The following is a 20,494-nucleotide window of genomic DNA, read 5'->3' on the forward strand; positions in this document are numbered from 1 at the left end:
TGAATAGGAGTGTTCTATACCCCCGAACGGGCAAGAAAATAAGCCGAAACGTCGAATAGGAGTGCTCTATCCCCCCGACCGGGCAAAAAAATAAGCCGAAACGTCGAATAGGAGTGCTCTATACCCCCGAGTGGGTAAGAAAATAAGCTGAAAGGTCGAATAGAAGTGTTCTATACCCCCGATCGAGCAAGAAACAATATTGGAAAGTTCTATAGAAAAGATATCACCATCCTAAAACAAAAACCGCCACCCCTCCAAAGGGTAGCGGTATATTTTAACCGAACATATGAGTCGAGTGTTTTGGTTGAACACGGGCGGATGGATTCATGCGCACCATTGCGTTGTTGACAGCTGTCGGTCCTTCGCCGAAGCCTGTGGCGATCAGGTTAACTTTTCCTGTATAGGTACAGATATCGCCAACTGCGTAGATGCCTTCAATGTTCGTTTCCATTTTCGTATTGACGGCAATGCTGTTTTTATCAATTTCGAGTCCCCAATTTTTGATTGGGCCGAGTGACGATACGAATCCAAAGTTGACGAGCATGTCATCAATTTCTACATTAATTTTGTCATCATCTTTTGGCTTCTGCAATGTGACAGACTCGATCGCTTCGGTTCCATGAAGTTCTGTCGGAACATAGGGCGTCAAGATGTTGACGGAAGATTGCTTCAACTGAGCAACACTGTGTTCGTGCGCACGGAAGTCTTCTCGGCGGTGAACTAAAGTGACTTGGCTAGCTATCGGCTCAAGCATTAGTGACCAGTCCACAGCTGAATCGCCTCCGCCGCAAATCATTACGTGACGATCACGGAAAGATTCCAAGTTAGTAATGTAATAATGTAGATTGTGCTGTTCATATTGGTCACATTCTGGTATACGCAATTTACGTGGTTCGAATGCACCATTACCGGCTGTTATGATAACTGTTTTGGAATAGAAAGTTTCCTTGTCCGTCGTTAAGCGAAATAAATTCTCTTCTAACTTCACAATTTCTTGAACAGCTTGACCAAGTGTAATTTTCGGGTCGAAAGGTTTTACTTGATCATATAGATTATCGACGAGCTCTTGAGCACGAACTTTTGGAAAACCTGCCACGTCATAAATATATTTTTCAGGGTATAACGCGGTTAATTGCCCCCCAATATGGGGTAAACTCTCTATGATATGAACATCAGCATCGCGTAAACCGCCATAAAATGCAGTAAATAAACCGACCGGTCCAGCGCCGATGATCGTAATATCGTGAATATTGTCGTTCATAACTGAATACCTCCAAGTCCAAATATGACTTTTCACACCAAGAATCATTATAACATTTTCAAGAAAATATGCTAAATGGTTTGCAAAAAATGGCGAAAAAAATAATTGGAAACAATGTTTTAAGCTACTAATCAAACAATTCACCAAACATCATGACAGCACCGAATTCGCGCGAATAGAGAGATCTTTCCCAAGTTAATTTTCAGAAAGGTTGGAATTTAACTTTTGGACTTGAAAAAGCGGTTTAAAAGTTCTATGATTGTTTTTAGATGTTGAATTTTACAAAAATGTGACATTCTCGTTAAGTTCGTGAAGAAAATCACAAAGTCATCGAGCAATAGGTAAAGTTATTTTTTCTGTGACGTTGTGTAAGCGTTTTTCATGAGGAGAAGAAATATTATGGATGGATGTGATTAGAATGAGTAGACCTAACATTGTCGTACTTGGTGCTGGTTATGGAGGCATAATGACAACGGTTCGTTTGCAAAAAGAATTGAAAGCAAACGATGCGAACATCACGTTGGTAAATAAAAATGACTACCATTATCAAACTACTTGGTTGCATGAAAGTTCTGCAGGTACGTTACATCATGATAGAGCACGGATTCCAATCGGTGATTTGATCGACTTTAATCGTGTGAATTTTATTCAAGACACGGTTTTATCGATTGATCCTGAAGGACAAAGAGTTCAGCTTGAAGAAGGTGAACTGACGTATGATTACTTAGTAATAGGATTGGGCTTCGAAACAGCTACTTTCGGAATCGAAGGATTGCTTGAACATGCTCACTCCATTACAAACATTAACAGCTCACGTTTAATTCGTGAAGAAATTGAAAGAAACTTTGCAAAATACAACAACGAACCAGAAGAGCGCGAAGATCTTCTAACGATTGTTGTCGGTGGTGCAGGATTCACCGGTATCGAATTTTTGGGTGAAATTGCGAACCGTGTACCTGAACTATGTGAAGAGTATGATATTCCACGAGAAAAAGTCAGAATTATTAACGTAGAAGCTGGTCCGACAGCACTTGCCGGATTTGATCCAGAGCTTGTTGAATATGCAATGAACCGCCTTGAAGAAAAAGGTGTCGAATTCCGTATTAGCACAATGATCAAAAAAGTAACTGAAGATGGTATTGTTGTCGAAAAAGACGACGAGCAAGAAATGATTCCTTCTCGTAATGTCGTTTGGGCAGCCGGAGTTACAGGAAACTCTATTGTTGGCGAATCAGGATTCGAAGTAAACCGGAACAAAGTACCTGTACGTGAAGATTTACGTGCACCGGACTATGACAATGTATTTGTCGTTGGTGACTGTGCTGTTCTGATGAACCCTGAAACAGAAAGACCATACCCACCAACTGCGCAAATCGCTATTCAAATGGCTGAATTAACAGCTCGCAATTTGAAGCAAGTTGTCCACGGCAACAACGAACTTGAACCTTTTGAATTTGATAACAAAGGAACAGTTGCTTCCCTTGGAAATACAGATGCAATTGGTGTCATATTTGGTGACCGTAAGCTATTTGGACGTTCTGCATCCATCATGAAGAAAGTAATCGATAACCGTTACTTATTGAAACTTGGCGGTGTAGGTCTGTTCTTGAAAAAAGGAAAGCTGGATATGTACCATTAATGTTTAACGAAGCAAAAGCGGTTATACACTGCTTTTGCTTTTTTACTTTCTACCATTCGTCAAAAAACAGCCATAAAGCTCGAGTGAATCGACTTTGAAAATCGTTTGGAATAAGGTAGAATGATGGAGTGTCTAGAGAATTTTTAGGGGGAGCAAGTATGGATATTATTCAAGGGATTGTAGCAGCAGTGCTATTTTTCGTCTTGTTTTTCGGAATCGCTTTTATACTGAATATGTTACTACGCATGACGTGGATCATGTCGTTTATATTTCCAATTGTCGTCATCTTAATCATTGATGATGTGTCGTTCATGAGTTATTTGACAGAACCAGATGTCGCATTTCCAGCCCTCGGTGCAAAAGTTACCGGGTTAAAAATATGGGATATCCTTATTTTATTAGCAGGATTCCTGGGAACAGTCGTTTCTGGAATTTCCATTAAAATGTTACGTAAAAACGGATACCAAATGTTTTAAAGGGCAGTCTAAAAGTAGAAAAGCATAGAATTTTGTCGAAAAATGTTTAAAAGCTTCTTAAAACGGAAACGCTAAGCCATAGTGAGGTGGTTTACATGCGAACTCCTACAAGAAGCTTTTTATTTATGGGGATGTTCTTTTTGATGAATTCTTACTTCGTACTCACTTCCTATTCAAGTGAAAATGATGAAAGTAAATTCACGTTGGATCTATCGGCCAAAGAATCGGCTTTGGCAAAAAAATCGGACATAACTTTAGTGGATTCTATAGATGATTATGAAATTGAGCTTGCGAGTCTATCTACCGAAGCGTATCGTCAGTTTGAAATAAAAACGGTGATTGCAACTGGCTATACGGCGGGTGTTGAATCAACCGGGAAAAGCCCTGGTCATCCGAACTACGGGATTACATTTTCAGGATTAGAGGTACAACGTGATGAGCTTTCAACCATCGCTGCGGATCCAGAATTCTTACCACTTGGAAGTGTATTGTATATTCCAAACTATGGGTATGGAATTGTTGCAGATACAGGAAGTGCAATCAAAGGAAACAAAATCGATTTGTATTATGAAACCGTTGACGAAGTATTTAGTCAATGGGGCAAAAAAGAAATTGATGTTTTCCTCATTGAAGAAGGGGAAGGGCAGTTGACGGAGGAAGAATTCGATCAATGGTCCAAAAAGATTGAAACAGGCGACTTGCCAACATTTAAAGAAAGCCTATAACAACGAAAAATCCGCTGATCAGCTATAAATGCTGGCAGCGGATTTTTTGATTAAATAAATGAATAAACAACAATCGCTAAAATAATTCCGGTTAAGGCACCAAAGAAAACTTCAATCGGTTGGTGACCAAGTAATTCTTTTAACTCATCCTTTTTTTGTTGTTGTTCTTTTTGTGGCCAATTTTTCGCATCAGCTACGAGCCTTTGGAAATCTTTGACGAGCTGATTCAAAATGGTCGCATGCTCTCCCGCTTGGCGTCTAATCCCTGTCGCATCGTACATGACGATAATACTCAGTACAGCTGCAATCGCAAAAAATGGTGAACCGAGACCATTCTCAATTCCGATTGCCGTCGCTAACGAAGTGACAGAGGCCGAATGGCTGCTTGGCATGCCCCCAGTACTAAAAGCCAATCCTGGCTTAAATTCACGTGTTGCAACAAAGTGAATGGGAATTTTAACCACTTGTGCAAACAGAACAGCCAACAAAGCGATCCAAAGCGGCGTATTCGTAAAAATTTCCATATTATCATCTACCTTTAAACATACTATTCTCATAGTACCCAAAAAATGCCGAATGACAAACGGATATGATGAAGAAATTATGACAAGGATTGGAGTTGGGAGGTTGTCTATTTCGCATAACGAAGTAATCTGATATGATAATTGTATACGATAAAAGGAGTGAGGATATGTTTCAGCAAACACAAGAAAATGTCACAAAAGCTTCGACGAAAGCCTTAATTTTTGGCTTATTTGAAGAACAAAAAAATAATCAAACAACCTATGAAGAACTAAATCAAGCGTTCGATCAGCAGTTGGATGAACTGATGCAAGCAGGAGATCTTTCCAACAAGTACGGGAAACTTGGGAAAATACATACGCTAGGAAAGATTGGAGCGGAGCGTTTATACTTCGTCGGTCTTGGCAAACGAGAAGAACTAACGACGAACCGTTTACGAAAAGCCATAGGCAAAACATTTCAATCCATTCAAAAAGATGGTGTCGATCAAGTGGCTGTTTCTGTAGCCAGCATTTTTCAAGAAAACCCAACAGAAGAACAGCTTGAAGCAATTGGCGATGCATTTGCATTATCAACCTTTGAGCAATCTACATGTCATACAAATAAACCAGAAAAAACAAATTTAGGTTCATTAAAATTCATTAGTAATCAAGAGCTTGATCTGTCAGCTGTAGAGAAAGGTTACGCTTATGGAACAGGTGCCAACACGGCGAGATATTTAGTGAACCTGCCAAGCAATTTGCTAACAGCAACTGACCTGGCTAATTTCGCTGAAAACATTGCCAATGAAAACGAACTGGAAATTAAGGTTCTTGGTAAAGAAGAAATTGAAGAGCTTGGCATGGGTGCACTCCTTGCCGTCAACCAAGGATCCGATGAGCCACCACGCTTTATCGTCATGAAATATCAAGGAAAAGAGACATGGGAGAACCCAACAGCACTTGTCGGAAAAGGAATCACATTCGACACAGGTGGTTATTCATTAAAACCGAAAGACGGCATTGTCGGCATGAAAATGGATATGGGCGGAGCAGCAGCAGTTGTTGGCGCTATGGAAGCAATCGGTAAAACGAAACCGAAAGAAAACGTCATGGGCATAATTGCAGCAACAGACAACATGATTAGCGGAAAAGCATTTAAACCAGACGACGTCATCGTATCCATGAGCGGGAAAACAATCGAAATTCGCAATACAGATGCAGAAGGGCGCTTAGCATTAGCAGATGCTGTTGCTTACGCAAGAAAAGAAGGCGCAGCTAAAATTGTGGATATCGCTACCTTAACCGGCGGTGTCATTGTTGCATTAGGTGATAAAGTCACAGGAGCCCTAACAAACAACGATGAATGGTTTGAAGAAATCAAAACAGCTTCTGAAAAAATGGATGAACCAGTTTGGGCGTTCCCATACATGGAACATTACCGTGAAGAAGTTCGAACAAGCCATATCGCTGACTTAAACAACTCACCAGGAAGAAAAGCACAATCAATTTTAGCAGCAGCTTTCGTCGGTGAATTTGCCGATGACACGCCATGGGTACATTTAGATATCGCAGGTACAGCAGTATCCGATTCAGAATATGACCTCGGGCCAAAAGGATCAACAGGTGTTATGGCAAGAACATTAGCTAAAGCTTTTGATTTAGACAAATAACATTAATACTAAATTCCATAAAAAAGGCTAGCAATCATTAGTAGGTGCTGGCCTTTTATTTACCGTTCATCCGCTATTTTTTTGTACATGATCCGCGGTCATTAGTGTTACTACTTTATAGTGCACGTTTCGGTATATAAGCAGGCGTCGAAACTCATCCAGAAGCCGTCGAATAAACGTGGCAAGCCGTCGAAATCTATCTCTTGCAGTACCCGAAATAATCATCGTAAAGCGAGTCTTTGCTCAATTCTATGAAAAATAGGTTGAAACCGATCGCTATAACAAAAGTAAAAACGCCATTCACCAAGTGAATGACGTTTCAATCATTTATTGATTTCGCAATGACGGGCTAACTCGTTGGATTCTTGTTACAAAAGAAGGCAGGCTAACTGCCAGTAAACCAGTGATCACAGCATCCTTAATGAAAAATGGCAACATCATCAACATGGATCCATACATGGAAATTGGCACTTCCAACACATTATTCATTGAAAAATATAGATAAGGTGTTCCAATTAAATAGTTTACGATTAGTCCACCGAAGACAGCGAAAGAATACGTAGCCAAACTATTATTGGAAGCTTTTTCAATAATCAATCCAGAGATATAGGCTACAAAAACAAATGAGATTAAAAATCCACCTGTCGGCATTGCAAAGCTGGCAATCCCCCCACTCATTTCTGCAAATACAGGCACACCGATAGCTCCAACAGCGAGATAAACAATCATCGAAAATGTGCCAAGTTTTCTACCTAACAAAATCCCGGCCAGGATCGCAAAGAACGTTTGCAAAGTAAGCGGAACTTCCCCGCCTGCGTATGTAATTTTTAAAGCAGGAACCCAATAAGCTAAGTTGGCTCCAATCATCATGAGGACGACAAAAACTGCTCCCATCGTCAAGTCGACTGTACGAAATCTTTGATTATTCATATTGGTTACCCCTCTTTTTCTGAATTCTTTTTCTTTATGATATAAGAGAAAGCAACCAATTGTCAACCTTAAATTAAATAGGTTAACAATAGAAAAGTTTTTTACCACGAAGAAATAAAAAAACTTCTCAAAAGCTCGAAAACTTCTGAGAAGTCATTGATTAAACTCAATCCTTATCGAATACTTGCTTCCAATGCGACATCAATCATTTCACTGAATGTTGTCTGACGTTCTTCTGGTGTTGTTTCTTCACCTGTTAAAATGTGATCGCTCACCGTCAATACAGAAAGCGCACGACAGCCATGTTTTGCAGCTAATGTATATAGAGCAGTAGTTTCCATTTCAACACCTAAAACATTGTATTCCGCTAATTTTTCGAACAACTCCATTGCGTTTTCTCGATAGAAGCTGTCACTTGTAAATACGTTACCGACACGAAGATTCAAGTTCATTTCTTCGCTGACGTCATATGCATTTTTCAACAAACCGAAGTCAGCAGCCGGTGCATAATCAATACCCCCGAAAACCATGCGATTCATTTGGGAATCCGTTGTTGCCGTTTGAGCTAAAATGACGTCACGTACTTTTACGTCTTTTTGCAATGCTCCACAAGAACCAACACGGATTAAATTCTTTACACCATATTCATTAATCAATTCATTGACGTAAATCGAAATGCTTGGTACGCCCATTCCAGTACCTTGAACCGATATACGCTCACCCTTATACGTACCTGTAAAACCTAACATGCCACGTACTTCATTATACTGCGTGACATCTTCCAAGAAGTTCTCTGCAATATATTTTGCCCGAAGCGGATCCCCCGGAAGTAAAATCGTTTCAGCGATATCGCCTTTTTTTGCTCCAATATGTGCTGTACTCATTTCAAAAGTTCCTCCTTCAACTGTTCTGTATAAAAGTTATCATAAGATAGGCGAAAAGAAAAAGAAAATCCCTATGCAATTGTTTTGCATAGGGATGAGTTGCGTTAAGCAAATACAACTTCTTCAATCACTTTCGTCTCTTCATGATTTAATAAATTTTTATTGATTTTATCTTCTACAGGTTTATTCATCGCTTGTTCCAAGTCATCCGTCTCTTCATGTGCACCGACTAAATAAATTCGCTGCCAACCATTATCTTTGGCGAGTTTATCTAATTTTGGTGCGACTTGTTTATACCATCGTTCACGATGTGCTTCAAAGCGATCCTTGAACTCATCTTGTTTGGATGATTTCGCGCCTGATGTTCCCATGTTTCGATCGGCTAAGTGAGCTCCTTCGTGGAGGCGCCAATCCTCTGTATCTAAATCTAACTCAAACACTTTCATATCATTCACGCTGCCAAGATTGGCATCAATGCATTTAATTTCTTCTTGTTGCGTTAAAATAATGCCTGTCTTCGGAAATTCCTCTTGTATTCGTTTTAACTGGTCTAGCTTTGCTGTTTCTTCCCAATGGAATTCATTCTCCACAGGCATTTGTAACGTTTCAGCAAACCAAACTGAATCATCTGAAGCGGCTACAATGACCAAGCTTTTTTTGAAATTCGGCTGTTCATCTTGTACAAAACGTTCTACTTTTTCTTTTACATTCCAAAAGTTACGCTTTTCGTCAGAATCGTCATCTTCTTTAAGATAGTTTTCAAAGTTCTGCATCGCATTTTTGAAATGAATTTGCCACTTACCATCTAAGTTCCCAGGGTCGGCTGGATCTGTGTTCAAATACATCGTAAACACACGATGGGGAGATTCGAGATATAGTGATTCAAGCTTCTTCAGTTCTTTATTTAAATCCATAATAGAAACACTCCTTTTAATAAAAGTGACTCTATTAAAGTATTTCCGTTTAAAGAAGTGATTAAACGCAGGAGATAGTCGCAAACAATTTATTATGCAATAAAAAAAAGAGGCCTCCATCACAGAGGCTTCTAGAAATAACTTTATTTAAGTTCAATTTCAAAATCGAGATCTTCACCGATTGTATCCCAATCTTCATTTAACGGGGCATCGAATACAAGTCGAATACTCTCAATGTCTTCTGCATTCGAGTTTTCAAGTACATAAGCCATCGTTCCGCTTCCTTTAGTTCCAGCCATCATTTCACCTTCAATATGATCACTTAACCACATATCCGGTTCGATTTGTTCACCAGTATTCGTTGACACCGTACCTTGACCGGCATAAAAACTAATATCTTCGTCCGATGTGTTTTCAACAGAAATATCTACCTGAATATAGTCTATCTCATCTGTTTCGAAAAACTGCTGGCCTTCCTCATTTAACTCACCTGAAGTAGCAACAACTTTCTCAATGGTCAACACGACAGGTCCTGTTTCAAATGTATGTTTTTCTTCATTTTTTGCATGTGCTGTAAAAACGCCACCTTCTGTCTCGATCACATCTTCAGTTGATTCACTTTCACTGGACTCTTCATTGCTGGACTCTTCGCTTTCCTGTTGATCATCGCTTTCATCAGCACTTTCTGTACGTTCTTCTTGATCGGAATCTTCAGCACTGGCTTCCTCGCTTGAGTCGCTTCCTCCACATGCTGCTAGAAATGCAGTCAGCATTAACGTGAACAAAACAAATAAAAACTTTTTCATCACTAGATCCCCCTCATTATTTTTTTGAGACAAACCGTTTAATCAAAGTAAATTTTTCATAAAAAAACAGAGCCCGTTCACTGACTCGTAATTGCATCTACCTATATTTGGTTAAGTGAACATGATAAAAAAAACAATTTATGAAGAAACAATAGATGCAATTAATGTCGTAATGAAAAAGAATGAATCGTTTTGTCTCTAACTATATATTACAATAATATTACAAAGAATTTAAGGGGTATAAGTGATAAATTTAAGAAATATCAACCAATGCAAGAAAAAATGAAAATAAAACAAATGGCTAGCAGAAATAAACCAATTAAATTATAATGATGATGATACAATTAAATTATAGGGTTACGATTCTTCGGGGCAGGGTGAAAATCCCGACCGGTGGTAACAAGTGAGAGCTTGAAGTCCACGACCCGCGCGAGCGGTTGATCCAGTGCGAATCTGGAACCGACAGTTAGAGTCTGGAGGGGAGAAGGATCTGAAACGTTAACGGCCAAAAGAGATTGCTTGATTAGGAGGTTAACGTTTGAAAGAATCAAAAGATTATATGAAACATGCTTTGGAAATGGCAAGGCTGACAATCGGCCAGACGCATCCGAATCCATCGGTTGGCGCAATTGTCGTTAAAAACGGCCGAGTGGTTGGCGTTGGAACACATATGAAGCCAGGTGAACCGCATGCTGAAGTATTTGCACTCCAGCAAGCAGGTGAAGAGGCAAAGGGTGCTGACATTTACGTGACCTTGGAGCCTTGTGCGCATTATGGAAAAACACCACCATGTGCCAAAGCGATCATTGATGCAGGAATTAAAAAAGTTTTTGTCGCGACCTTAGATCCGAATCCGAAAGTTGCTGGAAAAGGCGTCCAATGGTTGCGCGATGAAGGAATTGACGTAGAAGTTGGTTTATATGAAGAAGATGCAATCGAGATCAATAAAGATTTCATGCACTACATGCGAACTAAACGACCCTACGTTACGATAAAAACAGCTGTTTCGCTTGATGGAAAAATGACAGCGAACAGTGGTGATAGTAAATGGATTACCGGTGAAGCGGCACGACGTGATGTTCACGAAAACCGTCACCGACATGATGCTATTTTAGTAGGAATTGAAACCGTTAAACATGACGATCCTCAATTAACAACCCGTTTGCCCCACGGAGGAATTAACCCCATACGAATCATCTTGGATACTCATTTATCCATCCCTTTTCATGCCAAAATACTCACAGATCAAGCAGTTCGCACCATCATCGTTTGTGGAAATCATGCGAGCGAATCGACAGAAAAACAATTAAATGAAATAGAACACATTGATGTTTTGCGCATGCCAACAAGCGAAATCGATTTAAACGAATTATTGGCAAAATTAGCAGAAGATAAAATCATGAGTGTTTATGTAGAAGGCGGTTCAAAGGTCCATTCGTCATTTATACATAAACAACTTTTTGATGAGCTTCACGTTTATATGGCGCCAAAGCTAATCGGTGGACCAACGAGTAAGCCATTCTTTAACCAAAATGGATTTGCGGAAGTTAGCCAAAGTGTAAAGCTTGCGTTTGAATCGATTGAACAGATGGATGATGACTTGAAAATTATTGCCAAACCGAAACGGTAGGGGGTTATACAATGTTTACTGGAATTATTGAAGAAGTCGGTGAAATACAAACGATTAACCAAGCAAAAGAATCGCTCGAATTAGATGTAAAAGCATCTGTCGTGACGAAGGATTTGAATTTGGGTGACAGTATTTCAGTTAACGGTGTTTGTCTAACAGCGACTTCTTTTACAGATACGAATTTTACGATGGATGTAATGCCTGAAACATTTCATCATACCGCATTAAAAGATTTGAAAGTCGGTTCAAAAGTGAATCTTGAACGAGCAATGGCTGCAAATGGACGATTTGGAGGTCATTTCGTTTCAGGACATGTCGACGGTATGGGGAAAATCATTAAACGTGAAACGCGTGAGAATGCGGAATATTTTCATATTGAGGTTCCTGAAAGTTTAAGTAAATACATGATGTTAAAGGGCTCTGTCGCCATTGACGGAACATCGCTTACGATATTTGGCTTAGAAGATCATGTGTTAACGATCTCGTTAATCCCGCACACGCAAGATGCAACAACTTTAACGAGCAAAGGGACAGGGGATTTAGTGAATATCGAATGCGATCAATTGTTAAAATATGTCTATCAACTCATACAACCGAACGAAGAACAAAAAGAAAAAGGAGTATCCTTGGAACAACTGCGAGAATCAGGGTTTCTTGGTTAATAGGAGGGGCAAACCATGTTTGATTCAATAGAAGAAGCAATAGAAGACCTACGCGCAGGCAAAACCGTCATCGTTGTAGATGACGAAAATAGAGAGAATGAAGGGGACTTTGTCGCACTAGGCGAAAAAGCTACACCTGAAATGATTAACTTCATGGCAACAGAAGGCAGAGGTTTAATCTGTGCACCAATTACGAAAGAAAAAGCAGAACAGCTTCAACTGAACATGATGGCTGATGTGAATACAGACAGTCATGGTACTGCATTTACCGTCAGTATCGACCATGTAGAAACAACGACAGGAATTAGTGCAGGTGAACGTTCTAAATCAATTATGCGTCTAGCTGAAGATGATGTCGTTCCAACCGAATTTAAACGACCTGGACATATTTTTCCGTTAATCGCGAAAGAAGGCGGCGTTTTGCGTCGAGCAGGTCATACAGAAGCGGCCATTGATTTGGCGAGAATCGCCGGTTCAAAACCTGTCGGTGCCATTTGTGAAATTATGAATGAAGATGGATCGATGGCTCGTGTGCCAGAACTTCGTAAATTGGCGGATGAAAAAGGCTTGAAATTGATTACGATTGAAGATTTAATAAAGTATCGTAGAAAGCACGAAAAATTAATCAGCCGTGAAATCGAAATTAATTTACCGACATCGTTCGGGGATTTCAATGTAGTTGCTTACACAAATGATTTAGATGGTCGTGAGCACCTTGCCTTAGTGAAAGGTGATATTAACCCACATGAGCCTACGCTAGTCCGCGTGCATAGTGAATGCTTAACAGGCGACGTATTTGGCTCTCACCGCTGTGATTGTGGACCACAATTAGAAGCCGCTTTAAAACAAATTGAAGAAGAAGGAAAAGGTGTCCTGCTTTATATGCGTCAAGAAGGTCGCGGAATTGGCTTGTTGAATAAACTGAAAGCCTATAAGCTTCAAGAAGAAGGCTATGATACCGTTGAAGCGAACCATAAGCTTGGTTTTCCAGCTGATTTACGGGATTACGGTTTAGGTGCACAAATTTTAGAAGACGTCGGTGTACGCAAAATGCGCCTACTTACGAATAATCCACGTAAGATTAAAGGACTCCACGGTTATGAGCTTGAACTAGTTGAACGTGTACCACTTAAAATGGAATCAAATAAAAACAATGAGAAATACTTGCAAACAAAACGCGATAAATTAGGCCATTTGTTTTAAGTTAAAGTGAAACTACACTCGTAAACATTTGAGGAGGAATATGAGATGAAAACATATGAAGGAAGTCTAGTCGGAACAGGACTAAAAGTAGCGATCGTCGTCGGTCGTTTTAATGAATTCATTAATGAAAGATTGTTAGACGGTGCCGTAAGTGCTTTGAAGCGTCACGGTGTAGACGAAAATGATATTGAAGTAGCTTGGGTCCCAGGCGCCTACGAAATTCCATTAGCAGCCAAAAAACTTGCGGAAACTAAAAAATACGATGCGTTAGTTACACTTGGCTCTGTCATTCGTGGTGCGACACCACATTTTGAGTATGTCAGTGGAGAAGTGTCTAGCGGCGTTGCTGCTGTCAGCAAAGAAACAGGCGTACCGACAATTTTCGGTGTCTTAACAACAGATACGATTGAACAAGCGATTGAGCGTGCAGGAACGAAAGCAGGAAACAAAGGCTATGATTGTGCCATTGCAGCAATTGAAATGGCAAACCTATTACAAGAAATCGATAAGTAAATTGTCAAAAAGGTGAAACACTCTACTGACAAACGTGCAATTTCCTATGTTATACTTGAGCTAATCACATAGACAAAAAAGTAGGTGTTCGTCATGCCTTTGATACAATTTCCAATTTTAATGCCTTTTCTTTATTTTCCTAATGATAAAACAGAATATCTTCCAGCCATTTTGACGATGATCGCTTTTCTAATCGTTGCTATCTTGGCTTTTATTCTCATTAAGAGAATTTCTAAAAAGCAAGAAGAGAAATTTAATGAGGAATATGGTTCGATTATTCAAGAAAATAAGGAAAAAGATCAAACGAATAAGAACTAATGAAACATCCACTCACGAGTAGTGGGTGTTTTTTTAGTTATAATCGTTTAAAATCCTTACAGACTAGCCAAACTGTCAGGTGAGGTGGTAAAAAAATGAAACGAGCAATTTTAATAATTTCAATGACAGCTTTTTTAATCGGATGCCAATCCAGCCAAAAAACAATGGTAGAAACCGATATTTACAACGCAGATTCAGATATTATCGGAAAAGCGACCATTTCTGAAGAACCGGAAGGCGTAAAAGTAAAAGTTGCACTTGAAGGATTGGAACCTGGCTTTCATGGTATTCACATTCATGAATTTCCTAAATGTGAAGCTCCGAGTTTCGAGACGGCAGGAAATCATTGGACGATTGATGATTCCAAACATGGTTTAATGCATCCTGAAGGGCCGCATATTGGGGATATGCCAAATATCGAAGTAGGTGGAGACGGAACGATTGCTGATTATGAGTTTGTTTTACCAGAAGCAACATTAAAAGACGGAAAGGGCTCAATATTCTCAGATGAAGGGAAGTCACTGATCATTCATTCCGGCCAAGATGACGGTGTAAGCCAACCAGCTGGGAATTCAGGTGAGCGAGTCGCCTGTGCAGTCATTAAGAAAGATTCAGAGCTACAAGAAGGCACGAACCCAGGCGATCAAGTTGAGCAAAAAGAAGAGGAAGAATCATGATTTTTATCTAATCCTTAAATATCTAGTTAATAAGTGCATCTCTTATTAGCTAGATATTTAATAACGCTAATTCCTACAACAACAGGTAGATTTTAAATTAACTGCAATTCTTATTTCTGTAGCTTAATGATCAAAGTAATCGTATATAACCTTTCTTGCTACCCCATAATCTACTGTTAAAACATCATTTATATTACTTTCTTCCAATAATCTTCGTACAATTTCCGCGCCATAATAATATCCTAACCGATATGATGTCAGTCTCGTAAAGTCTTCAATACCGAACAACCTATGATAAAGTGTAGTATTCAATATTCCTTCATTCACCGCATTGTGTAACTTATAACCAATCTCTCGTTTCATATTTTCACAGTTTCTAACCCACTCTGAAACCTGCTCATGATCAATAAACCCAAACCAATACGAATCCTCTATTTTCTCATCCAACATCACGTAACTGATATACGTTGCTATACCTTCAGAGAGTAATAACTTGAAATACTTTTCTTCAACATTGTTGTGGTTATCTCGGTAGAAATGAGGGTTAAGACAATAATGAATGGAATGAAGTATTTCATGAGTCATAATCGTTTTAAAATTGTACAGATCAAGTCTCGGAATTACAGCATTTAAATCGAAAAATACATAAGGCATTCCATCAATCAAAATTCCATGACCATCAAAACGACTATCGCCAAAGAAGACAATGAGATCAAGGTCAATATTCAGGTGAAGTCTATTGTTTATTCGGTTAAGCATGTCCTTAGCAAGTGGTTCTAAAAAAGAAATCACCTTAGAAACATCTCGTAATGAATATGGTTGCATCAACTCATTTGTATCTTGTATGAAACATGGATTTGAATTGAATAAACGAAAGTATTCTTTGAAAAATGGATGTTCATTTAATTCTTTGTTTTTTGTTATCAATTGTTTTTCTGCTAAATTTATAACTTTCATTTGCCAAATCACCTGATCCATCTCAATTATCCGGCAGATCTAAATAAAATAAATCCACCATCTTAAAACGAAGCTTTAAATAATTGTCTGGTTTATTTTGATAATTATGATAAATTATATAGTAAATACAATATAAACAAAAGACTGTTTTAGACACAAATAAATTTGAGGCATACATTTATTGTTTCGAAAACAATAGGGGGAGAGTACAGTGCAAGTAGAAGAAGCAAAAAGGGATGCAGCAATACGAGGAAAAAGAGGGGTCTCATTTATATTAGCAGGTACGTTTATTTGGATCATCATTACAGCTATATTTTTGATGCCGAATTTACCGTTAGAAACAAAAAATATTTACATGCTCTTTTCTACAGGAATGATGTTCCCGCTTGCCGTTGGTATGTCGACGTTACTGAAAGCAGATTGGAAGTTGGAAGGGAATCCATTGAACATGCTCGGTTTGATTATCAACCTTGCTCAGTTTGCTTATTTTCCATTTATCTTTTGGGCGTTTGCAAAATCACCTGAACAGGTTGTGTTATTTTTCGCCATCATAACGGCTGCGCATTTTTTCCCATACGGTTGGTACTACGAGTCGAAAGCATATTACATGATTGCACCACTTGTTGCAGTGGTGATAACGATAGTCGGTTGGACATTAGGAGCGAGTCAGCTCTGGTTCATTCCAGTTGTAATGGTAGCATCATTAATTATATTAGCGACGTGGGTTACGATTGAGAACAGAGAATGTGCTATGAAGAATGCTTGATTGAACTGCGGGATTAATACAACCGGATGAACTGAAGAAATTGGGTCCAAAGGTTGAACAGAACATTTCATTAGCAAAATCTATTAAAAAATCTCATAGATGAAGATTTAAAAACATTATTAGAGTCCTAAAAAGAGACATTGAAAAAATAAAAAACGAATAGGTGTAGAAGAATAAAAAAGTTCAACTATACGAACGGGCGATTATATTGAATATGAATTCTAATAAAAGATTGTAATAATTCTAACAAGGAGGAGTTGCGATCTTGAAACTAAAGAAAGTATTACTTGATATTTTAGGCTATATTAGTTTTTCGGCTCCTTATCCAGATGTAGATACAAATGATATTAGTAATAATTTAAAAGTCCTGAAAAGAACCCAATGGTTCCAAGCATTAATGAAAGATGAAAAACATCGCGAACTTATTGTTCATAATAAAGATGTTCGTTACGAAATCGGCTATCTAAATACTGAAAGATTAAAAAGAAATGCCCATAAAGACCGTTACAAAAATAAGATACAAAAAATTTTAGAGAAAGAAAAAAAGAAGTTTTCAGAAGGAACAATCAAGTAGCAGAATAGCTTTTCCTAACCAGCCATAGAAATAGACTAGTTCTAGAAAGCCAAACATCGAGCACATCATTCTTTGTTAATGGCACATAAAAGACGCACAGAGAACCTCTGTGCGTCTTTTGTTTGTTATCTTATTCAGAAAAAGCTTCAATAATCCGATTGACTCCATCTTCCACAGTAGAGTGTGGTGCTGCGATGTTCATCCGCATAAATTGCTCACCTTGTTTTCCGAATGTCGTGCCATCATTTAAACCAACTTTTGCTTCTTCAATCAAAATCTTCTTCAACTCATCGTGAGGTGTATCTGTTTCACGAAAATCAATCCAGACAAGATACGTCCCCTCAGATGAAACCGTACGAATTGGAAGACCACTCTCTTCGAACATATTTTTAACGAGATCACGGTTATTCTCTAACGTCTTATTTAGTTCTTCTAGCCACTCATCGCCAGTTTCATATACCGTCTGCATAGCTGTATAGGCAAATGTATTTAACATGCCGATGCCTTGCTTTTGAAGTTGTTTGTCGAGCTTTTCTTTTTGTTCTTCGTTAGGTGAAAGAATAAATGAACCTTGCAATCCAGCGATGTTAAACGTCTTGGAGGGAGCCATCAATGTAAAGGTCAATTCTTTCACCTTTTCATTTACTCGAATTGCAGGGAAGTGCTCAGACTTAGAGAAAACGATATCTGCATGAATCTCGTCAGAAAACAACAGCACATCATATTTCACACAAAGGTTTGTTACTTTCTTCATTTCCTCTTCCGTCCATACGCGACCGACAGGATTATGAGGACTACAAAGAAGGAGAGCTTTCGCGCCTGCTTTGAATAGTTCTTCAAGCTCAACGAAATTCATTTCATAACCATTGTCACCTAGTACGAGTGGGTTTTCGACAATTGTTCGATTATGCGTTTCAATTACTGAGAAAAACGGCGGATACACAGGCGGTTGAATAACAATTTGATCATTCTCTTCGGTGAAGGCTTGAATCACTGCGTGTAGACCAGGGATGACACCCGGGCTAAAGCTTAGTAAATCTGTATCAATATTCGTTTGATGACGTCCTTGCACCCAGTTTTCGATACTATGTAATAACTCATCATTTTGAATTGTGTAGCCGTATGCGTTATGTTCAGCACGTTTAATCAACGCATCTTTCAACGTAGGCGGTGCGGCGAAATCCATGTCAGCCACCCACATCGGCAAAACATCACTCGTACCAAAGAATTTTTCTCGTGCATCCCATTTTGCTGAATTTGTGTTTTCACGATTGATTCCTTGTTCGAAGATTTCTTTCATCGTAACTCCCCCTTATTGATCTATACGTCTATCATAATTTAAAGCAAAAAAAATGGCAAAGCGGGGGAATCCACTTTGCCAAAGGGGGAATACGAGAAAGTATTACATTACTATGTATAACCATTTAAACAAAAAATAAACCACTTTTTATAAAAAAATTTAATTTTATTTTGAATTTTTATAAATACATCTGGAAATCACACCAAAAACGCAACTAGAACCAATCTGCCAACTTTTGATTCATTCGACAAAGTGTGATAAAATAACTAACTGTGTAAAAAGTTTAGAATTAGGAGTTGTATATGATGAGTAACATCCAAGAAGGACAAGTGATTGAAGGAAAAGTCACTGGAATCAAGCCATACGGCGCATTTGTTGAAATTGGCGACCAAACACAAGGTCTCGTGCATATTTCTGAGGTAACTCATGGTTTTGTAAAAGATATTAACGAGCATTTGTCTGTAGGCGACGAAGTAACTGTAAAAGTATTGAATGTTGATGAAGAAAACAATAAATATTCTTTATCAATCCGCGCGACGCAGGAAAAACCACAAGCGCAAACTCAGAAACGCCAAGCACCTGTTGCACAGTCAACAGAAGAAGATTCTGGCGGTTTCAACGTGTTGAAAGATAAGCTAGAAGATTGGATCGAACAATCAAAAGAGCGCGAGAAAACTTTCCGTCGCTAACATAAAAGTGTGTCTTTTGTAATTTTTTCATTTACAGAGGACACTTTTTTTGATTTCATTGCGATTTTTAAACATAATAGAAACCAGCAATACATTGGTGAACGTTAGTTGAAAGGAGATTAGCAAATGGAAAATTTTCAGTTTCATAATCCCGTGCAATTAGTCTTTGGTCGTGGTCAACTTGAAAAGCTACCGAAGTTAATTCCGGATGGTGTTGAGCGTGTGTTAGTTGTCTATGGTGGCGGCAGCATTAAACGGAACGGAATTTACTCAAATGTTATGAAAAAACTCGAGAACTATGAAGTTTTTGAGCTTGCAGGTGTTGAACCAAACCCACGAATTACAACGGTTAACCGTGGTGCTGATTTGTGTAAACAACATAATATTGACTTTATTTTAGCAGTTGGTGGCGGCAGTGTTATTGACTGTACAAAGTCAATTGCCGTCGGTGCCAAATATGACGGGGACGCTTGGGACTTAGTTACCCGAAAAGTACAAGCACCAGGTGGATTGCCGTTTGGAACTGTCTTGACTGCTGCTGCAACGGGTTCTGAGATGAACCGAGGCTCGGTTATTACAAATTGGGAAACGAACGAGAAATACGGGTGGGGTTCACAGTATACGTGGCCATTATTCTCGATTCTTGATCCCGTTCATACGTATTCAGTACCGAGAGAGCAGACCGTATACGGCATCGTCGATATGATGAGCCATATTTTAGAGGATTACTTCCATAAGCCAACGAACGCACCGGTACAAGACCGGATGGCAGAAGGTATTCTTCGGACGATCATTGAAACGGCACCGAAGTTACTTAAAAACTTGGAATCATATGAGTACCGTGAAACGATTATGTATGCAGGTACACTTGCGCTGAATGGCTTCCTCCAAATGGGCTATCGAGGCGATTGGGCGACACACAATATTGAACATGCCGTGTCAGCTGTATATGACATCCCTCACGCAGGAGGTCTAGCAATTCTCTTCCCGAACTGGATGGAGCATAACTTGCATGTTCATACAGAACGATTTAAGCAAATGGCCGTCCGTGTTCTCGGCGTCGATCCAACAGGTAAATCGGATGAGCAAGTCGGTCAAGAAGGAATAGACCGCCTACGTAAATTCTGGACAGCACTTGGAGCACCAACTCGACTTGCTGATTATGATATCGATGATTCACAATTAGACGTAATGGTCGAAAAAGCAATGGCAAACGGACCATTCGGTAACTTCAGAACACTTCATGAAGAAGATGTGCATGCGATTTTAAGTAAGTCATTATAAAATTTCGAAACCAGTCGTGACGCGTTCACGGCTGGTTTTTTGTGTGCTTAAAATGTTTTTACATAAAATTGGTGACATGATAACTTTTTAGCCGTATATAATAACAAACAAAC

At 39.0% G+C, this 20,494-nt stretch carries 22 protein-coding genes and 1 riboswitch; of the genes, 14 read left to right on the plus strand and 8 right to left on the minus strand.

Features of this window, described 5'->3' with window-relative positions; genetic code table 11:
* Window positions 1–274 precede the first annotated feature (274 nt).
* Window positions 275–1,261: an NAD(P)/FAD-dependent oxidoreductase gene (locus KC820_RS05390; protein ID WP_212368946.1), complete on the minus strand. Its 987-nt coding sequence runs from the start codon at window positions 1,259–1,261 to the stop codon at window positions 275–277.
* Window positions 1,262–1,679: 418 nt separating this feature from the next.
* On the opposite strand from KC820_RS05390, the gene KC820_RS05395 reads away from it, so the two are divergent.
* The 3 genes from KC820_RS05395 to KC820_RS05405 all read left to right on the plus strand — a co-directional run bounded on the left by KC820_RS05395 (window position 1,680) and on the right by KC820_RS05405 (window position 4,101).
* Entirely contained in the window at window positions 1,680–2,900 is a 1,221-nt protein-coding gene (locus KC820_RS05395; RefSeq protein WP_212368949.1) for an NAD(P)/FAD-dependent oxidoreductase, read from the plus strand.
* Between the two features lie 158 nt (window positions 2,901–3,058).
* Entirely contained in the window at window positions 3,059–3,376 is a 318-nt protein-coding gene (locus tag KC820_RS05400; protein ID WP_212368952.1) for a YuiB family protein, read from the plus strand.
* 95 nt (window positions 3,377–3,471) lie between these two features.
* A complete protein-coding gene (locus KC820_RS05405) occupies window positions 3,472–4,101 on the plus strand; it encodes a 3D domain-containing protein (protein ID WP_212368953.1) in 630 nt (209 codons plus the stop codon).
* Window positions 4,102–4,151: 50 nt separating this feature from the next.
* On the opposite strand, the gene KC820_RS05410 is transcribed toward KC820_RS05405, so the two are convergent.
* Window positions 4,152–4,625 (minus strand): divergent PAP2 family protein, encoded by a 474-nt coding sequence (locus tag KC820_RS05410; protein ID WP_212368956.1) that lies wholly within the window; start codon window positions 4,623–4,625, stop codon window positions 4,152–4,154.
* Between the two features lie 167 nt (window positions 4,626–4,792).
* Between KC820_RS05410 and KC820_RS05415 the strand changes: the two genes are divergently transcribed.
* Window positions 4,793–6,274: a leucyl aminopeptidase gene (locus KC820_RS05415; protein ID WP_212368959.1), complete on the plus strand. Its 1,482-nt coding sequence runs from the start codon at window positions 4,793–4,795 to the stop codon at window positions 6,272–6,274.
* A gap of 327 nt (window positions 6,275–6,601) precedes the next feature.
* Here KC820_RS05415 and KC820_RS05420 read toward each other — a convergent pair whose 3' ends face one another.
* From KC820_RS05420 to KC820_RS05435, 4 genes are all read right to left on the minus strand, one after another.
* Complete coding sequence (locus tag KC820_RS05420) at window positions 6,602–7,204, minus strand: biotin transporter BioY (RefSeq protein ID WP_212368961.1); 603 nt, start codon at window positions 7,202–7,204, stop codon at window positions 6,602–6,604.
* 173 nt (window positions 7,205–7,377) lie between these two features.
* Window positions 7,378–8,088, minus strand: coding sequence for a purine-nucleoside phosphorylase (gene deoD, locus KC820_RS05425; protein WP_212368963.1), 711 nt, complete (start codon window positions 8,086–8,088; stop codon window positions 7,378–7,380).
* 104 nt (window positions 8,089–8,192) lie between these two features.
* Window positions 8,193–9,002: a VLRF1 family aeRF1-type release factor gene (locus KC820_RS05430; RefSeq protein WP_212368965.1), complete on the minus strand. Its 810-nt coding sequence runs from the start codon at window positions 9,000–9,002 to the stop codon at window positions 8,193–8,195.
* Between the two features lie 143 nt (window positions 9,003–9,145).
* Window positions 9,146–9,808: a DUF4352 domain-containing protein gene (locus KC820_RS05435; protein WP_144089579.1), complete on the minus strand. Its 663-nt coding sequence runs from the start codon at window positions 9,806–9,808 to the stop codon at window positions 9,146–9,148.
* A gap of 359 nt (window positions 9,809–10,167) precedes the next feature.
* A riboswitch (FMN riboswitch) is annotated at window positions 10,168–10,301 on the plus strand.
* Window positions 10,302–10,346: 45 nt separating this feature from the next.
* Here KC820_RS05435 and ribD point away from each other — a divergent pair.
* The 6 genes from ribD (at window position 10,347) to KC820_RS05465 (ending at window position 14,811) form a co-directional block, all read left to right on the plus strand.
* Window positions 10,347–11,438, plus strand: a complete 1,092-nt coding sequence (gene ribD / locus KC820_RS05440) for a bifunctional diaminohydroxyphosphoribosylaminopyrimidine deaminase/5-amino-6-(5-phosphoribosylamino)uracil reductase RibD (protein WP_236782540.1) — start codon at window positions 10,347–10,349, stop codon at window positions 11,436–11,438.
* 11 nt (window positions 11,439–11,449) lie between these two features.
* Window positions 11,450–12,100 (plus strand): riboflavin synthase, encoded by a 651-nt coding sequence (gene ribE, locus KC820_RS05445; RefSeq protein WP_212368967.1) that lies wholly within the window; start codon window positions 11,450–11,452, stop codon window positions 12,098–12,100.
* A 15-nt stretch (window positions 12,101–12,115) separates the two neighbouring features.
* A complete protein-coding gene (locus KC820_RS05450; protein ID WP_212368970.1) occupies window positions 12,116–13,303 on the plus strand; it encodes a bifunctional 3,4-dihydroxy-2-butanone-4-phosphate synthase/GTP cyclohydrolase II in 1,188 nt (395 codons plus the stop codon).
* A gap of 45 nt (window positions 13,304–13,348) precedes the next feature.
* The gene (gene ribH, locus KC820_RS05455; RefSeq protein ID WP_212368972.1) at window positions 13,349–13,816 is read left to right on the plus strand and encodes a 6,7-dimethyl-8-ribityllumazine synthase; all 468 of its coding nucleotides are present in this window, start codon (window positions 13,349–13,351) and stop codon (window positions 13,814–13,816) included.
* Between the two features lie 93 nt (window positions 13,817–13,909).
* On the plus strand, window positions 13,910–14,134 hold the full coding sequence (locus KC820_RS05460) for a hypothetical protein (RefSeq protein WP_144089583.1): 225 nt from the start codon (window positions 13,910–13,912) through the stop codon (window positions 14,132–14,134).
* Between the two features lie 95 nt (window positions 14,135–14,229).
* Window positions 14,230–14,811, plus strand: a complete 582-nt coding sequence (locus KC820_RS05465; protein WP_212368974.1) for a superoxide dismutase family protein — start codon at window positions 14,230–14,232, stop codon at window positions 14,809–14,811.
* Window positions 14,812–14,934: 123 nt separating this feature from the next.
* Here KC820_RS05465 and KC820_RS05470 read toward each other — a convergent pair whose 3' ends face one another.
* A complete protein-coding gene (locus KC820_RS05470; RefSeq protein WP_212368976.1) occupies window positions 14,935–15,768 on the minus strand; it encodes a DUF5700 domain-containing putative Zn-dependent protease in 834 nt (277 codons plus the stop codon).
* A gap of 211 nt (window positions 15,769–15,979) precedes the next feature.
* Here KC820_RS05470 and KC820_RS05475 point away from each other — a divergent pair, with 211 nt between their 5' ends.
* Both KC820_RS05475 and KC820_RS05480 read left to right on the plus strand, forming a co-directional pair.
* Window positions 15,980–16,534, plus strand: coding sequence for a DUF7010 family protein (locus tag KC820_RS05475; protein WP_144089586.1), 555 nt, complete (start codon window positions 15,980–15,982; stop codon window positions 16,532–16,534).
* A 265-nt stretch (window positions 16,535–16,799) separates the two neighbouring features.
* Window positions 16,800–17,108, plus strand: coding sequence for a hypothetical protein (locus KC820_RS05480; RefSeq protein ID WP_212368977.1), 309 nt, complete (start codon window positions 16,800–16,802; stop codon window positions 17,106–17,108).
* Between the two features lie 130 nt (window positions 17,109–17,238).
* Here the strand turns inward: KC820_RS05480 and KC820_RS05485 are convergent, their stop codons facing one another.
* Entirely contained in the window at window positions 17,239–18,408 is a 1,170-nt protein-coding gene (locus tag KC820_RS05485; protein WP_212368979.1) for a MalY/PatB family protein, read from the minus strand.
* Window positions 18,409–18,710: 302 nt separating this feature from the next.
* Here KC820_RS05485 and yugI point away from each other — a divergent pair, with 302 nt between their 5' ends.
* Both yugI and KC820_RS05495 read left to right on the plus strand, forming a co-directional pair.
* Complete coding sequence (gene yugI / locus KC820_RS05490; RefSeq protein ID WP_144089314.1) at window positions 18,711–19,097, plus strand: S1 domain-containing post-transcriptional regulator GSP13; 387 nt, start codon at window positions 18,711–18,713, stop codon at window positions 19,095–19,097.
* Between the two features lie 126 nt (window positions 19,098–19,223).
* A complete protein-coding gene (locus KC820_RS05495) occupies window positions 19,224–20,381 on the plus strand; it encodes an iron-containing alcohol dehydrogenase (RefSeq protein WP_144089315.1) in 1,158 nt (385 codons plus the stop codon).
* Window positions 20,382–20,494: the final 113 nt, after the last annotated feature.

This window comes from Allobacillus saliphilus (assembly GCF_018138385.1).
In the GTDB taxonomy this organism is placed as follows: domain Bacteria; phylum Bacillota; class Bacilli; order Bacillales; family Alkalibacillaceae; genus Allobacillus; species Allobacillus saliphilus.

What these genes read in the sequence shown, in the direction of transcription:
- KC820_RS05390 (WP_212368946.1), bottom strand. Translation starts at nt 1,261, where the DNA reads ATGAACGACAATATTCACGATATTACGATCATCGGCGCTGGACCGGTC.
- KC820_RS05395 (WP_212368949.1), top strand. Translation starts at nt 1,680, where the DNA reads ATGAGTAGACCTAACATTGTCGTACTTGGTGCTGGTTATGGAGGCATA.
- KC820_RS05400 (WP_212368952.1), top strand. Translation starts at nt 3,059, where the DNA reads ATGGATATTATTCAAGGGATTGTAGCAGCAGTGCTATTTTTCGTCTTG.
- KC820_RS05405 (WP_212368953.1), top strand. Translation starts at nt 3,472, where the DNA reads ATGCGAACTCCTACAAGAAGCTTTTTATTTATGGGGATGTTCTTTTTG.
- KC820_RS05410 (WP_212368956.1), bottom strand. Translation starts at nt 4,625, where the DNA reads ATGGAAATTTTTACGAATACGCCGCTTTGGATCGCTTTGTTGGCTGTT.
- KC820_RS05415 (WP_212368959.1), top strand. Translation starts at nt 4,793, where the DNA reads ATGTTTCAGCAAACACAAGAAAATGTCACAAAAGCTTCGACGAAAGCC.
- KC820_RS05420 (WP_212368961.1), bottom strand. Translation starts at nt 7,204, where the DNA reads ATGAATAATCAAAGATTTCGTACAGTCGACTTGACGATGGGAGCAGTT.
- deoD (WP_212368963.1), bottom strand. Translation starts at nt 8,088, where the DNA reads ATGAGTACAGCACATATTGGAGCAAAAAAAGGCGATATCGCTGAAACG.
- KC820_RS05430 (WP_212368965.1), bottom strand. Translation starts at nt 9,002, where the DNA reads ATGGATTTAAATAAAGAACTGAAGAAGCTTGAATCACTATATCTCGAA.
- KC820_RS05435 (WP_144089579.1), bottom strand. Translation starts at nt 9,808, where the DNA reads ATGAAAAAGTTTTTATTTGTTTTGTTCACGTTAATGCTGACTGCATTT.
- ribE (WP_212368967.1), top strand. Translation starts at nt 11,450, where the DNA reads ATGTTTACTGGAATTATTGAAGAAGTCGGTGAAATACAAACGATTAAC.
- KC820_RS05450 (WP_212368970.1), top strand. Translation starts at nt 12,116, where the DNA reads ATGTTTGATTCAATAGAAGAAGCAATAGAAGACCTACGCGCAGGCAAA.
- ribH (WP_212368972.1), top strand. Translation starts at nt 13,349, where the DNA reads ATGAAAACATATGAAGGAAGTCTAGTCGGAACAGGACTAAAAGTAGCG.
- KC820_RS05460 (WP_144089583.1), top strand. Translation starts at nt 13,910, where the DNA reads ATGCCTTTGATACAATTTCCAATTTTAATGCCTTTTCTTTATTTTCCT.
- KC820_RS05465 (WP_212368974.1), top strand. Translation starts at nt 14,230, where the DNA reads ATGAAACGAGCAATTTTAATAATTTCAATGACAGCTTTTTTAATCGGA.
- KC820_RS05470 (WP_212368976.1), bottom strand. Translation starts at nt 15,768, where the DNA reads ATGAAAGTTATAAATTTAGCAGAAAAACAATTGATAACAAAAAACAAA.
- KC820_RS05485 (WP_212368979.1), bottom strand. Translation starts at nt 18,408, where the DNA reads ATGAAAGAAATCTTCGAACAAGGAATCAATCGTGAAAACACAAATTCA.
- yugI (WP_144089314.1), top strand. Translation starts at nt 18,711, where the DNA reads ATGATGAGTAACATCCAAGAAGGACAAGTGATTGAAGGAAAAGTCACT.
- KC820_RS05495 (WP_144089315.1), top strand. Translation starts at nt 19,224, where the DNA reads ATGGAAAATTTTCAGTTTCATAATCCCGTGCAATTAGTCTTTGGTCGT.